Raw genomic sequence first — 14,122 nt, 5'->3', positions numbered from 1 at the left:
TATTAGAAACGGAAATCTCTTTTTCCATCATGAAGCTCTTTCAAATACTCTTTTGCAATTTCTCGAACTTTTTCGCTTTTTATATTTGGAATCTCATTTTTAATTAGTATTTCACCCTTCTTCTTAGTATCCTCGGATGCGTAATCCTCCAAATATTCTTTAAGTGTCATTAGTGCATTTGGCTGACAGCAGTTTCCGATTTCACCTGACTTTACAAGTTTCATAAATCGATCCCCTGTACGTCCCTCTCTATAACAGGCAGTGCAAAAGCTTGGAATGTAACCAAGTTCTAAAAGCCAATTTACTATTTCATCAAGTTTACGTGTGTCTGTTACTTCAAATTGCTTTGAGTTATCTTCCTTTGTTTCTTCTTTAGAATATCCCCCAACACTTGTACATGAACCTCCACTTACCTGAGATATGCCTAAATCTAGCACACATTCCCTAGTTGCTTGTGATTCACGAGTAGAAATAATCATTCCAGTGTATGGAACCGCAATTCGAATAACTGCCACAATTTTTTCGAACATCTCATCTGAGATTGCATCTGAAAAAGAATTTGGATCAATATCATCAGCAGGACAAATACGTGGAACACTAATTGTATGTGGACCCACACCTTTAGCTGCTTCTAAATGCTCTGCATGCATAAGTAATCCAACAAAATCATAACGATACATGTTTAAGCCAAATAAAACACCTATTCCAACATCATCAATTCCGCCTTCCATTGCACGATCCATAGCCTCAGTATGATATGCGTAGTTGTGTTTTGGACCTGTTGGGTGAAGCTCCTCATAACTTTTTTTATTATAAGTCTCTTGAAAAAGTATATAGGTGCCAATTCCAGCTTCCTTAAGCTGCTTGTACTCATCTACAGTTGTTGCTGCAATATTAATATTTACCCTACGAATATCCCCATTTTTATGTTTAATACTGTATATTGTCTTTATACTTTCTAAAATATATTCAATAGGGTTGTTCATAGGATCTTCCCCTGATTCTAGAGCAAGCCTCTTGTGTCCCATATCTTGAAGTGCTATAACTTCTTGCACTATTTCCTCTTGAGTTAGCTTTTTACGAGATATTGTCTTATTTTTAGCATGATATGGACAATATACGCATCCATTTACGCAATAATTTGAAAGATATAAAGGCGCAAAAATTACAATACGGTTACCATAAAGTTTTTTCTTAATTTCCTTTGCAAGTTTAAACATTTTTTCTTTTTCATCTTCTAGATCACATTCTAAAAGTACTGCAGCCTCTCTATGAGTTAACCCCTTGCAATCTTTAGCACGTTCTATGAGACTATCAATTAACTCCCTATTACTTTTATTTTCTTTAGCATACGCAACTGACTCCATAATTTCATTGTCATCAATAAATTCTGTTGCATTTTTAGACTTATTATCATACATAACATAATCTCCTTTTTTAATTTTATTATTTTAATTTCTATAAACTTAATCATTTATGACTATATTTTTATTGTTATACAACTGGCGGTACTTTTGAATAAAGTGTTTTAATACTTATATTTGGCAACATTCCAAGCTTACCTGATAGGGCACTTATAACATCATTTGGTGCATCCACAACTATGCTTATTACTGAAATCTGACGTTTGGGATATGGAATACCCATTCTACCTACAATATATTGCCTGTATTCATGTAGAATAGAGTTAAGCCTTTCAGCTGAGTCTGTGTTTTCAACTATTATTCCTATTAAAGCAATTCTTGTATCCATTAGCAAAATCCTTTCCTTATAAAAACAAAAAATCCCCACGCCCTGAAAGGCACAAGGATAGTATGTTAAAACCAAAGATGCAACACATAAAAGTATACTCTTTGATAACACTTACCTATTCTCTCGCCTTCTCACTCGGGACGAACCCTCATGCATTCAGAACGATAACTTTGTTAATACATTTGTTAATTTAATATCATTTAAAAGGTAACACTCCTTGTTGTAAAAAGCAAGTCACAATTTATGTGTCATTCATTGCTAGTTGCAAAATGTAATATGCTGTTATATAATAAAAAGAAATAATAATATATGTGCTAGGGGTGCCTTGTGGCTGAGATATGAATATTTAATTCATTGACCCTTATACCTGATCTGGATAATACCAGCGGAGGAAAGCGGTTGTAATGTAAAATACATTAACTATATTCCTCTGTGAATATAGTTTTTTTGTTTTTGCCAGAATACATCTTAAGCACAATACCTGGAGGCTATTAAAATGATTTTTAGCAAAAGCATCACCGAAATCGCAAAAAGTCCTACTAGTATTTTCGCACTATTGGGGGTCCTTTTATTAATCTTTGCTGTTTTAAAGATTAGAAAAATTAAATTTACTACCCAAAAGATAACTCTAATAGGTATATCTATCGCCTTAGCTACTGTATTACAATTAATCACTATTTTAAAACTACCTCAAGGTGGTAGCGTTACTGCCGGAAGCATGGTTCCAATTGTACTCATATCTTTATTTTACGGACCTGAAGTTGGTTTTTTATCAGGCTTTTTACTTGGAATTATTAATTTTGTAATAAACCCCTTTGCACTCCACCCAGTGCAAGTACTATTTGACTATCCACTACCTTTTATGGCTATAGGTATAATTGGTTACTTTAAATCACGTAATTTACAAGGAATTCTTATTGGAGTGGTCCTTGCAATGGTAGCAAGATTTGCATGCCATTTTATATCAGGCGTAGTATTTTTTGCAGAATATACTCCCAAAGGAACATCTGTTTATTTATACTCACTTTTATACAACGGTTCATATATGAGCCTTGAAACTATTATTACATGTATAGTTATTGCAATTTTGCCACTAAAACGTTTATCCAAAATAGCTGTAAAAGATAACACAATTAGTCCTCTTTAATTAGATATAACAAATTGTCATCAATATTATAATAGAGTGGAGCTATTAAAATATTAGGATATTTATTTCTTAACCTTTTAGCTTCTTCAAGCACAAACACTATTTCATTATCTATTTCAAACATTGGAGCGAAGTTCATAAAATGATCTTCCGCTCTTTGTTTTTCCCATCCAACTATATCAACAAGCCCATCAATAAACTGCTCTCTTTTCGACATCAAATTAACCATTCCGCAATGATTATGGGCAATGAGCGCAATAGTTCTAATTCCTCCTATGGCTATTGAATAAGAAACCTTAAATTCACTAAAGCGCAAAGTTCCTCCACCTGAACGAATTATAAATGCAAAGTTGTTGGGTATATGAAGATATTTTCTGTTATCCATACACATTCCTATTAACATCTGTGGGCTAGTTAACGCCTCATATGGTATTCGTAAGTTATGGTATTCTAATAAAACACTTATCGGTGTATTTTTATATATATCAAATATATCCTTTTTACTATTAATCTTTATTAATCTATCCATTTTAGTATTTTTCCTCCTAACCAGTATTTGATACTTAAACTTATTAATCTTAATATTTAAATTTTCTAATCATATTTATATCAGCCTTAACTGGTGCCTCTAAATTATTACTTCCTCGCTGGCTTACTTTATCTTCACTGATATTTAATTCTCTTGCTATTATAGCTCTAACTCTTGGTTTACAGAAATTTCCCTGGCAAGTTCCCATTCCTGCTCTTGTACGTCTTTTAATTGCATCTATTGAATTAATTGGTATATTTCTGTGAATAGCATCCACAATCTCTGACTCCGTAACATTCTCACATCTGCATATTATATTTTTTTTCGGATCCTCATCATCAATTTCCCCACCAAAACTACCATCTTTTTTTATTATTATTCCTTTTCTATAAGGTATAAAATTATTTTTAAGCGTTAGATTCTTTTCTAAATTCTTTAGTATATCTACAACCATCTCAGCAATTGCAGGCGATGACGTAAGTCCTGGTGAATCTATCCCACACACATTTATGAATCTTTTGACCTTACTTTCCTCAATGATAAAATCTGCTGTACTACTAATGGCTCTTATACCGGAAAAAGACGTTAATGCTCCTCTTAATTTAAAATCAGGTACAGATTTTCTAGCACCCTTAATAACCTCTTTTAGAGTATCAGTAGTCGTTGATACATCTCCTAAGCTACTCACCTCTTCCGCATTAGGTCCTATCATGAAATTACCATGATATGTAGTAGTAACTAATATTCCTTTCCCTTTATCTGTAGGCACCTGAAAAATAACAGTGTTTACAAGGTGACCCTGATCTTTTCCCATTAGAATATATTGGCCCCGCCTTGGAATTATTGTAAAATAATCCAGTCCAACCATATTAGATATTTCATCACTATTAAGCCCCGCAGCATTTATAACATATCTTCCCTTAATATCTTCCATGCAAGTATGAATAATAAATTCATTTTCTAATGTTTCTATAGACTTAACTTCACTTCCAAGTTTTAGCACTACGCCGTTAGTTATTGCATTTTCTATTAATGCTATGGTAAATTCATAAGGGGAGGTAACCCCTACACTTTTAGCATAAAGTGCTATATTCACCTCACTATTTAAGTGTGGTTCCAGTTCTCTTAGCTTGTTTCCTCTTATTATCTCTAAATCATCGCATCCTATTTTTAGACCATTTTCATAAAGCTCATTTATCTTTTTCTCGTCTTCTTCATTAAATCCAATTACTAAAGCTCCAGTTTGCCTATACCCGAAATTTAATTCTTCATTAAGCTTTTTATACATTTTGTTACCTTTCGCACATAACTTTCCTTTTAATGTACCATATTTAGCAGCATATCCACCATGAACTATACCGCTGTTTGCTTTTGACGCTTTCAATCCCACGTCATCTTCTTTTTCTAAAATACAGATTTTAATATTATATCTTGAAAGTTCTCTTGCTATAGCCGCTCCTACTACTCCTGAGCCTATAATAATTACATCATACATAAAAATCACCTCTTGAAATATTTTTAATATAAAACTTTTAATATTAGAAAACTTTTAATCCATAATCTTTGTTAATATCTATTATAATATAACTTTTTACATTATAATAGACATTATTAAGTATTAGAACGATACTTAGTACATGCTGCTTAGAATAGTGTAAAATAAAGAAAATTATTTCAAGCTGTAATTTATAATATTTACATAGGAGATGTTTAATTTGAAAAACAAGGTAAAGTTATTATGTTTAATTATTTCATTAAGTTTTCTAACTGCTGGTTGTGCAAAAAAAACTAAAACAGTCGTTGCGCCAAGCAAAACGACGCCTACGGAAACAAAAACTCCTGAGCCTATAGCTCAGAAATACCTCTCCCCCTATACTGGTGAAGAGGTAACAAAAGAAATATCAGAGAATATTGCCCTGCTTGCTATAGTAGAAAACTCTGTAGCTGCAAGGCCTCAATCTGGACTAAATGCTGCAGATATAATTTATGAGACCATGGCAGAGGGTGGTACTCCAAGATTTATGGCATTATTTCAAAAGGACACCGCAAATAAAATCGGACCAATTAGAAGTGCAAGGCCTTATTTCTTAGAGCTTGCAAAAGAATATAATTTACCTTTTGCTCATTGTGGTGGAAGTGCAGAGGCCCTTGACGAGATAAAAAATGAAAATATGAAAAGTTTGAATGAAATGAAAAATGCTTCTACATATTTGAGAGATAACAGTAACAAAAAAAGGGTAGCTCCTCATAACCTTTATACCTCAAGCAAAAAATTAAAAGCACTAATTAAAACAAAAGATTACGTTCAGACTCCTATTGTAAAATTAAAATTTGATAAAACTTATTGGGATAATGATAAACTCAAAAGTGCTTCTAATATACTTTTAAAAATGAATAGTACCTACAGCACTGGTTACACATATAGTGACGGTAATTACTCTAAAAACATGGATGGAAAACCTGCCAATAATAAAGAAGATAACCTTCCCTTAACCGTAAAAAATATAGTAGTACAAGTTACCACCATTAAGACGCAAGCTGATAACTACCGTTTAGACATAGCACTTGTAGGCTCTGGTGATGGTTATGTTATTAGTAATGGTAAGTTCACTAAAATGCATTGGTCTAAAAAAGATGCCACCTCTCAAACTCTTCTAACTGATGAGTCAGGTAATGATTTGCCTTTAAATGCTGGAAAAACTTGGTGGAATATTGTTGATAAAATCACAAAAATAGATATAAAATAGATATAATATTAATTATTTTTAAAAAACGATTTACTTTGTATTAGTTAATCGTTTTTTAAATTCCTTCATATCATGGAATCCGCTTATATATACCCTATGTAACGAAAATATGCCATCACTCTTAGATGCCCACCTACCATCAGTTGTAATGGCCATTGTGTATCCAGCTTTCCTTACAGCCTCAATGGATGTTTCATTATACCCACCAAAAGGATATGAAAAATAATTCACTCGTTTATTTAACATTTTTTCCAAATCTTTTTTAGATTTAATTAAAGTTTCAAGTTGCTTATCCTTAGACATATCTTTTAAATTTTCATGGCTTACTGTGTGGCTTTCAATATCCACACCATACTTCTCCATTTCTATAAGCTGCGACCATGTCAAATAGTTGGCACTTTTATCAATAGCTCCCGTAATAACAAAAATCGTTGCTTTAAAACTATACTTTTTAAGCATTGGTAACATCGCAGTATAGTTATCTACATAACCATCGTCAAAAGTAAGTACTACAGATTTTTCAGGTATTGGGGTATCCGACATAAAATATTTATATAAATCTGAAAGCGTAATAGTATAATAACCATTATCCTTTAAATATTTAAACTGCTCCTCTAAATTTTTAACAGGAAGTCGAACAGGGTTATCCTTTTCATAAGCAATGGAGTGGTACATTAAAATTGGAACACTTTTGCCCGCTTTCAGCATTACAGCATTCTTGTCAAAAGCTGGTATTGAGGTCGTCTCACCATAATTCTCCTCTGCAATAAGATGTTCAACTACAACCTGTGGGGCAACATTGGTTTCTTCTTTTATTGTAATTGTCTTAGAATGTGAACATCCCAAAAGGGACATTAAAATAATGAATGTGAATATTAAATATATTCTTTTTCTCACAGCAACCTCCTAAAGGTAAAAAATTTCACATATATAATTCATTTTAATATAAAAAAAATAATAATTCTAGTATATTTTCTGTTTATTTTTCATTTTTAAACTATATTTTTCATTTTCAAACTATATTTTTCATTTTCAAACTATATTTTTTTGCTTTTAAACATTTGTTTTATTATTCCCCTATTTTTGTTTTATTATAATAACATAATCTACTATAATTCTTTGTCATTATTTACCATGTACTACATTCGAAAAAAATATTACAAATACCTACATAATACAAAGAACCAATTGTATGTTTTTTTCATAAACTAGTATTACAATAATACTAATTGGAGTAGCAGATGATTAATTTAACGCTAACGCCTCTACACTATATATATCTTGCCTTCATTATTATAATAATATTTGCCATGGTGAAGAAAAAGGATATAACACTTATATGTATATTAGGTATCTTTATCTTAGGCCTCGCTGGTACAGGTTCTATTTCAAAGTCTACAATGGGTGTATTCAATAGCTTTGTTTATGCAACAAAAGAGCTAATGCCCACCATTTTCATAATATCAATTGTAACTGCTATGAGCAATACACTTGTTGCATCTGGCATAAATGATGAAATAGTGTCTCCTTTTAAGGGGGTTATTAAGAATTATTGGGTTGCATATTGGGTTATCGGCATCGTTATGATGATTTTGTCTTGGTTTTTCTGGCCATCACCAGCTGTAGCTCTTGTTGGTGCATTATTTTTACCTATTGCTATAAAAGCTGGTCTACCGGCTATGGGAGTTGCAATTTCAATGAATTTGTTTGGACATGGTATTGCGTTGTCTAGTGATTATATAATTCAAGCAGCCCCTAAACTTACTGCTGGTGGAGCTGGCATACCTATCGCAAGTGTTATCTCTGCAAGCGTACCCCTTGTAATCACAATGGGTTTAGTTACAACTGTTGTTGCATTTTATTATCTTAGAAAGGACATTAGGTCAGGAGTGATGCTTGGTAGTTCCCAAACCCAATTAAGTGTGAGTAATGAAAAAGATACAATGCTAATTTCCTCAAAAAATACAAGAAGATCTTTGGCATTTCTAATACTAGTTCTTTTCGGCATAGACATCTATATAATGTATACTTCAAAACTTCAAGGTGGAGATGCAACAGCTCTAATTGGTGGCACCGCTGTATTTGTATTAAGTTTAGTTTCAATATTTACGTATAAAAAGGATTCGCTTGAGAAAATCACAGATAATCTTGTAAAAGGTTTGCAATTTGGATTCAAAATCTTTGGCATTGTTATTCCTATAGCCGCTTTCTTCTATTTAGGAGATTCAGCCATCAATGATATCTTCGGAAAAATACTTCCAGTAAACTCAAATGGAATTGTCAACGACTTAGGCGTTGCACTATCAAATGTAGTTCCAATGAGCAAAGTCGTTTCAGCTGGTACTATAACACTTGTTGGTGCAATTACTGGACTTGACGGATCAGGATTTTCTGGCATTCCACTCGTTGGTTCTATTGCTAGAATTTTTTCAACTAGCTTAGGTGGAGGCATAGCAACCCTTACAGCACTAGGGCAAATTGCAGGAATATGGGTGGGTGGCGGTACAATAATTCCTTGGGCAGTAATCCCAGTAGCCGCCATTTGTGGTGTTGATCCCTTTGAACTTGCCAAAAAGAACATTAAGCCTGTAATTATAGGTTTAGTAATTACTACAATAGTCGCCATGTTTATTATTTAGATTGATCTTTTGCCTAAATAACTAAACCCATAAAGATATAAATCAAAATAAACTAAAAAAAGACTTGCCTCAGTATAAACTGATAATGGCAAGTCTTTTTGTTGTATCTAGGTTAATCCTAAATTATGCTTTAATATCTTCTTCAGCAATTACTGTCTGCTGAGCTGTTTCTTCTACTTGCGTATCAACAACATTTCCCTCTGTTGCAACTTCTAACCCTGCATCTTCTGATTCATTGTTTTGCTCTAATATATTTTCTTGAAAAATATCATTACGAATCTCAACTTTTGTTAACAATGTTAGACATTTTGTAACCTTTTTGTTGATTTTTCCTGCACTTAAAAGTAAAAGTGATATACCACCATATACAGCAACTGGTTCAAATATTCCAGGGAGTAATTGTGATTTCATTAATTCATTAATAACAGTTTCAGCACTATACCCTTGTGCTACATATTGACTAAGAGTACTTTTAAATAATAATATGTTATTAACTAATAATGCAACTCCAATGATTGCTACAATTGAAGCGACAATATATAAAATAATTGAAATAATAAATTTTCCTGAGTTTTTAGATGGATTTTTAGTTTTGCTTTTCATAATAATTTACTCCATTTCCGCCCCTAAAGGCTGTATATAATTCCAACTCAATACTGCCAAATATAATTTTTGTCAGTAATTTTTTGGTCTGACATGTTTTGTATCTACATTTTTACATTGTTGCTTATTCTATTTACAATACTAACAAATAAATATTGCATTTTAGTGTCAAAATTGTTAACATTTTATTACCAACCCAAGTTAAAAAAACTGATTAGTTAACCACGTAATGCATAAATTTATCCAAACAGCGACATTGGGATACACCTCACCACCATCCTCAGTAGTTTCATCATTTGCAAGTGATAAACCATGTGGCCCATTTGGGAATATATGTAGCTCAAAAGGAATATTTTCACTCCTGAGAGCTTGGGCAAATAATAATGAATTTTCAACAGGTACTGAATTATCTGTAAATGTATGCCACAAAAAAGTAGGTGGTGTCTTTTTAGAAACTTCAAGTTCTAGTGACATTTCTCTCTCTAATGACCTATCACCATCTTCTCCAATTAAATTACATATTGAACCTGCGTGAGCATATTTCCCTGAGGTTATTACAGGATAACATAATATCAAAGCATTAGGATTGTTGTTACCTGGATTAATTCCCGGTATATCTTTCAAACAATCCTTGTACCAATGAACTGCAAGGTTTGCAGCTAAGTGCCCACCTGCTGAAAATCCACAAACTGCAACCTTATTTACGTCAATATCCCACGCTTTTGAGTTTTCTCTAATTATAGACATTGCTCTTGATGCATCTAGCAGCGATTGTGGTTGTTTGTTTGGAGCAACGCTATAATTCAATACGAAGGCACTAAAACCTGCCGCATTAAATTTAATAGCTATAGGTTCTGCTTCTCTTGGTGATGTAAATGAATAAGCCCCACCTGGGCATATTAAAACTGCTCCCCTTATTTTGTTTCCTTTAAGTATATAAGTATCTAATGTCGGTCTAAAACTATCATTCCCTTTGTTTTCATAAGGAAACTCGCCCCATAAATCAATTGTTTTACATATCACAATATTATCCCCTTTTAAAAATAGATTTAGATAATTTATAATTTACATACTACTAAGAATATAACCAAAGTTACGACTTGTCCACATATTAAGCACAAAAAAAAAGATGAAGTACGTCTTCATCTAAATTCACATACATATTTAGTCTACTGAAAATTCCTGACCATATACAGCCTTGCTAAAAGCTTTTTCTGCATCTACTAGTGACATTCCGCGGATATTCATTTGTTCAACTTCTCCAACCCCATAATTCATGTTTTTTAAATCCCACAAATACCTGATTGCATCAACTTTGAATCCTAAAAAGCGCGCAGCAATGGTGTCTATTGCAACAGAGTCTGTGCCACCAATCACAAGACCTGAATGCGTTCATCACCATCATCTTCCATTAGACGGTATAGTTCCTTTTACTGTTTTGTAAACCCTATTGAAAGTTCTAATACTATTGAACCCACACTCAAATGCAATTTCTGTAATAGGTTTATTACTTATTTTTATCATAACCTCTGCCTTATTAACCCTTACTAAATTTAAATATGTTTTATAATTCATTCCTGAGATGTCCTTAAATACTCTAGAAAAATAAAACATACTTAAATTTGCTTTCTTAGCTGCGACCGTAAGTGTAATATCTTCACTGTAATTATTTTCAATATATTCAATGGTCCTCTTCATTGCCTTAATCAGCGAAAGATTCCTGTTATCTTTTTTTACATTTAAAGTGCTTGAAGGAAAATATCTAAGTAATATACCACAAAGTTCAAAAATCTTGCTTGTGACAAAAAAATCATAACACTGATTTTCCTGATTTATTTCCTCATAAATATAATTAAGCAATTTTAAAATTCTACTTGAAATTTCGGTTGACTTACCATTTTGAATATTTAATTCACTATTAATAAATGGGCATGTAAATATACTTTCCTCAGGCCATCCACTCTTGCATCCGATAAGTTCTGGATTAAATATTAACATTATACTAGAGCTCTCCATCCCCATACTATCGTAATAGTGAATATCACCACTAGAACAAATTGCTATTTCACCTTTTGTAAGTACTCTACTCTCATTATTTATTCCAACACGGATGCTACCTTCGCAAACGTATATTATTTCTATATCAACGTGCCAATGGGCTAGAAATTCTAAGCTATTACTTTTACTAATTGATACATTAATACCTTCTCTGTATGATCTATTTTCATGAAATGCTTCCATCCTAGACCTCCTCAAAATATATCATATTAATAATATCAAACTTAGCAAAAACTGTCTACCGCTCTTTTTAATTACCCTAAGGTAATGTCTTTTAAATTCAACTGGAGCTTAACGTAAAAAAAAACGGATACTAAATAGTAGCCGTCATAAATTAAATGTTGCTTAAAACAAAATTCTCTCTGCTTAATAAAATAGCTAATCCATTTACCCAAGTATTATGAACTTATATTCTATTCAAACTTTACATCCATCTCCAGCGCTTCTGGTTTTTCACATGTACTCATTAAATTATAGTGTAGTCCTGATTCAGACGCATCTTGAAAACCAAGCATGACATCTAAAACATGATATCCAAGTTCACCACTTGCTCTGTTTTTTCTTTCACTGCGAATTGCATTAGCCATATCTGCTACTCCAATTCCACGACTATTATCTGAAAAATTATGAGAAAGTGGAATCTCCATCCATTCTTTTTGATTTGCTCTTTTAACTAAAACTGGTCCTCCAAATGTATTAGGATCAGGAACGCTTAATGAACCCTCACTACCGTAAATCTCAATACTCGGTAAATGTGCATCCCAAACATCAAAACTTGTAATTAGTGTTCCAATAGCACCATTTTCAAAATCTATTATACCTGCAACATGAGTTGGAATTTCTACTTTTATTTTATCACCAAATTTCTTTTCACTTGTAATTGTTCTTTCGGAGTAGGTTATTTTTGTAGATCCAGTAACTCTTTTTATTGGCCCCAGTAGTGATACCAGTGCAGTAACATAATATGGTCCCATATCGAGCATAGGACCAGCGCCTACCTTATAGTAGAACTCTGGATCTGGATGCCAGCTTTCATGTCCATGACAAGTCATAAAAGCGGTTAAAGCCACAGGAGTTCCTATCCATCCATCATCTATTAGCTTTCTACAAGTTTGAAGTCCCCCACCTAAAAACGTATCTGGAGCACATCCGACCATTAATCCCTTAGTTTTGGCAAGTTCAATGATTTTTTTCGCATCTTCACGATTAACTGCAAGCGGTTTTTCTCCGTGTACATGCTTTCCATATTCCAGAGCTCTTAAAGAAACTTCAACATGATCTAGTGGAGTTGTTAAGTTAACTATTATTTCAATTTCTTTATCTTCATATATAGCAGCGCATCTATTATCATTTGGATATGACTTTATTTCATATTTTTGTGCCTTCTCAGTTGCTCTCTCTTGTATTAGGTCAGCACAACCTACTAATTCAATATTACTAAACATACTTTTTAGATTTGTTAGATAAATATCACTTATACATCCACAGCCTACCACTCCAACTTTTATTTTACGCATTCCCTATACCTCCCAATTGTTTATGCCCAGTTTTAATTTCTATATATCAAATATAAATATAATATTACAATTAACTTTCAAATTGAATTGCCTTACCGGTTTTAGCTGACTCAAAAACAGCTTCTATCAAACAAATTACCCTTCTAACTTCACAAGGTTTAACTATTAATTCTTCTTTACCCTCTATAGTCGCAGCAACATTCTTATACAGTTCTACCCAGTCTGTATCAACATTTGGCAATTCAATCACAACCTTTGTTTCAGGAGGTTGTGGTGCAAAAGTTCTTGTAGGACCTGCTGAAGTTTGAATTATGATAGGTTCGATGTTTCTTGCCAAATCTGAAACCTTTGTAATTGATCCTTTTTCTGCACTAAAATCTTCAATAACTGCTGTGCCCAAATCTCCTGCCATATACCATCTTGGAGTATCCTTTAACATGAAAGTTCCCAGTTCAGACTGAGCTGTAACCCCATTCTCAAATTGTAAAATTATATTAAAGTAGTCATCAACTAGTGGATTAATTACACTGTGAGTCCTAGCATAAACAGAAGTAACCTTACCTGGTATCATGTATAATAATTGATCTAAGAAGTGAACTCCCCAGTCGAGCACCATACCTCCACCAAATTCAGGAACACCTCTCCATCCATGAGTAAGTCCTCCAGAACCATAAAGCTTTGATTGAACAGAAAATACTTTTCCAAGTTCTCCACTTTCATAAATATGCTTTATAGTCTTATAATCTTTATCCCATCTTCTGTTTTGATGTACTGTAAATATTACATTGTTTCTCTTAGAAGCTTCAATCATTTCATCAATTTCTGCTACGGACATAGCAACTGGTTTTTCGCACATTACATTTTTACCTGCGTCCATAGCAGCAACTGCTAATTCCTTGTGCACATTATTTGGCGTTGCAACTAAAACTAAATTAATGCTAGCATCAGCTAAAAACTCATCTAGTTTATAATATCCCTTTAAACCATCTTTTATAGCATCCTCAACCTGAGTTTGTTCAATATCATAAGCAGCCACTACTTCTACTCCAGCTCTTGAAGCATTTGACTGATGCCATCTTGCCATTCCTCCATATCCAATGATTCCTAATTTAATACTCATATTATCTTCT

General features: G+C 32.9%; 14 protein-coding genes and 1 riboswitch. Of the genes, 3 read left to right on the top strand and 11 right to left on the bottom strand.

Annotated features, from left to right (window positions below; genetic code table 11):
* Positions 1-2: 2 nt before the first annotated feature.
* Together hydG and ACREVX_RS05600 are read right to left on the bottom strand one after the other, a co-directional pair.
* The gene (hydG, locus tag ACREVX_RS05605; protein WP_431543184.1) at positions 3-1,421 is read right to left on the bottom strand and encodes a [FeFe] hydrogenase H-cluster radical SAM maturase HydG; all 1,419 of its coding nucleotides are present in this window, start codon (positions 1,419-1,421) and stop codon (positions 3-5) included.
* A 73-nt stretch (positions 1,422-1,494) separates the two neighbouring features.
* Complete coding sequence (locus tag ACREVX_RS05600) at positions 1,495-1,752, bottom strand: TM1266 family iron-only hydrogenase system putative regulator (protein WP_431543183.1); 258 nt, start codon at positions 1,750-1,752, stop codon at positions 1,495-1,497.
* Between the two features lie 306 nt (positions 1,753-2,058).
* Positions 2,059-2,163: riboswitch (TPP riboswitch) on the top strand.
* A gap of 85 nt (positions 2,164-2,248) precedes the next feature.
* On the opposite strand from ACREVX_RS05600, the gene thiT reads away from it, so the two are divergent.
* Positions 2,249-2,899, top strand: a complete 651-nt coding sequence (gene thiT, locus ACREVX_RS05595) for an energy-coupled thiamine transporter ThiT (protein WP_431543182.1) — start codon at positions 2,249-2,251, stop codon at positions 2,897-2,899.
* Here the strand turns inward: thiT and ACREVX_RS05590 are convergent.
* Both ACREVX_RS05590 and ACREVX_RS05585 read right to left on the bottom strand, forming a co-directional pair.
* Positions 2,886-3,428 carry a carbonic anhydrase gene (locus ACREVX_RS05590; protein ID WP_431543181.1) on the bottom strand — a complete coding sequence of 181 codons (543 nt, stop codon included), beginning with the start codon at positions 3,426-3,428 and terminating at the stop codon, positions 2,886-2,888. The two genes, thiT and ACREVX_RS05590, sit on opposite strands and share 14 nt — an antisense overlap.
* 49 nt (positions 3,429-3,477) lie before the next feature.
* Positions 3,478-4,923 (bottom strand): NAD(P)/FAD-dependent oxidoreductase, encoded by a 1,446-nt coding sequence (locus ACREVX_RS05585; RefSeq protein ID WP_431543180.1) that lies wholly within the window; start codon positions 4,921-4,923, stop codon positions 3,478-3,480.
* A gap of 220 nt (positions 4,924-5,143) precedes the next feature.
* Here ACREVX_RS05585 and ACREVX_RS05580 point away from each other — a divergent pair, with 220 nt between their 5' ends.
* Positions 5,144-6,175, top strand: coding sequence for a DUF3048 domain-containing protein (locus ACREVX_RS05580; RefSeq protein WP_431543179.1), 1,032 nt, complete (start codon positions 5,144-5,146; stop codon positions 6,173-6,175).
* A 30-nt stretch (positions 6,176-6,205) separates the two neighbouring features.
* Here the strand turns inward: ACREVX_RS05580 and ACREVX_RS05575 are convergent, their stop codons facing one another.
* Positions 6,206-7,072 carry a polysaccharide deacetylase family protein gene (locus ACREVX_RS05575; RefSeq protein WP_431543178.1) on the bottom strand — a complete coding sequence of 289 codons (867 nt, stop codon included), beginning with the start codon at positions 7,070-7,072 and terminating at the stop codon, positions 6,206-6,208.
* Positions 7,073-7,416: 344 nt separating this feature from the next.
* Here ACREVX_RS05575 and ACREVX_RS05570 point away from each other — a divergent pair, with 344 nt between their 5' ends.
* Positions 7,417-8,814, top strand: a complete 1,398-nt coding sequence (locus ACREVX_RS05570) for a hypothetical protein (RefSeq protein ID WP_431543177.1) — start codon at positions 7,417-7,419, stop codon at positions 8,812-8,814.
* A gap of 123 nt (positions 8,815-8,937) precedes the next feature.
* Here the strand turns inward: ACREVX_RS05570 and ACREVX_RS05565 are convergent, their stop codons facing one another.
* The 6 genes from ACREVX_RS05565 to ACREVX_RS05540 all read right to left on the bottom strand — a co-directional run bounded on the left by ACREVX_RS05565 (position 8,938) and on the right by ACREVX_RS05540 (position 14,112).
* Positions 8,938-9,417, bottom strand: coding sequence for a hypothetical protein (locus tag ACREVX_RS05565; protein WP_431543176.1), 480 nt, complete (start codon positions 9,415-9,417; stop codon positions 8,938-8,940).
* 201 nt (positions 9,418-9,618) lie between these two features.
* A complete protein-coding gene (locus tag ACREVX_RS05560; protein ID WP_431543175.1) occupies positions 9,619-10,440 on the bottom strand; it encodes an alpha/beta hydrolase in 822 nt (273 codons plus the stop codon).
* A gap of 141 nt (positions 10,441-10,581) precedes the next feature.
* Positions 10,582-10,794, bottom strand: coding sequence for a hypothetical protein (locus tag ACREVX_RS05555; RefSeq protein WP_431543174.1), 213 nt, complete (start codon positions 10,792-10,794; stop codon positions 10,582-10,584).
* A 24-nt stretch (positions 10,795-10,818) separates the two neighbouring features.
* On the bottom strand, positions 10,819-11,658 hold the full coding sequence (locus ACREVX_RS05550) for an AraC family transcriptional regulator (protein WP_431543173.1): 840 nt from the start codon (positions 11,656-11,658) through the stop codon (positions 10,819-10,821).
* A gap of 230 nt (positions 11,659-11,888) precedes the next feature.
* The gene (locus ACREVX_RS05545; RefSeq protein ID WP_431543172.1) at positions 11,889-12,992 is read right to left on the bottom strand and encodes a Gfo/Idh/MocA family protein; all 1,104 of its coding nucleotides are present in this window, start codon (positions 12,990-12,992) and stop codon (positions 11,889-11,891) included.
* 70 nt (positions 12,993-13,062) lie between these two features.
* Positions 13,063-14,112 (bottom strand): Gfo/Idh/MocA family protein, encoded by a 1,050-nt coding sequence (locus ACREVX_RS05540; protein WP_431543171.1) that lies wholly within the window; start codon positions 14,110-14,112, stop codon positions 13,063-13,065.
* Positions 14,113-14,122 lie beyond the last annotated feature (10 nt).

Origin of the sequence: Clostridium sp. (assembly GCF_050717545.1) — a bacterium.
Lineage (GTDB): Bacteria > Bacillota > Clostridia > Clostridiales > Clostridiaceae > Clostridium_AD.
This window is presented reverse-complemented; position numbering and strand designations above follow the sequence as displayed.

Bases quoted from the DNA above. Each gene is read 5' to 3' on its own strand.
- hydG (WP_431543184.1), bottom strand. From the start codon at position 1,421: ATGTATGATAATAAGTCTAAAAATGCAACAGAATTTATTGATGACAAT.
- ACREVX_RS05600 (WP_431543183.1), bottom strand. From the start codon at position 1,752: ATGGATACAAGAATTGCTTTAATAGGAATAATAGTTGAAAACACAGAC.
- thiT (WP_431543182.1), top strand. From the start codon at position 2,249: ATGATTTTTAGCAAAAGCATCACCGAAATCGCAAAAAGTCCTACTAGT.
- ACREVX_RS05590 (WP_431543181.1), bottom strand. From the start codon at position 3,428: ATGGATAGATTAATAAAGATTAATAGTAAAAAGGATATATTTGATATA.
- ACREVX_RS05585 (WP_431543180.1), bottom strand. From the start codon at position 4,923: ATGTATGATGTAATTATTATAGGCTCAGGAGTAGTAGGAGCGGCTATA.
- ACREVX_RS05570 (WP_431543177.1), top strand. From the start codon at position 7,417: ATGATTAATTTAACGCTAACGCCTCTACACTATATATATCTTGCCTTC.
- ACREVX_RS05565 (WP_431543176.1), bottom strand. From the start codon at position 9,417: ATGAAAAGCAAAACTAAAAATCCATCTAAAAACTCAGGAAAATTTATT.
- ACREVX_RS05550 (WP_431543173.1), bottom strand. From the start codon at position 11,658: ATGGAAGCATTTCATGAAAATAGATCATACAGAGAAGGTATTAATGTA.
- ACREVX_RS05545 (WP_431543172.1), bottom strand. From the start codon at position 12,992: ATGCGTAAAATAAAAGTTGGAGTGGTAGGCTGTGGATGTATAAGTGAT.
- ACREVX_RS05540 (WP_431543171.1), bottom strand. From the start codon at position 14,112: ATGAGTATTAAATTAGGAATCATTGGATATGGAGGAATGGCAAGATGG.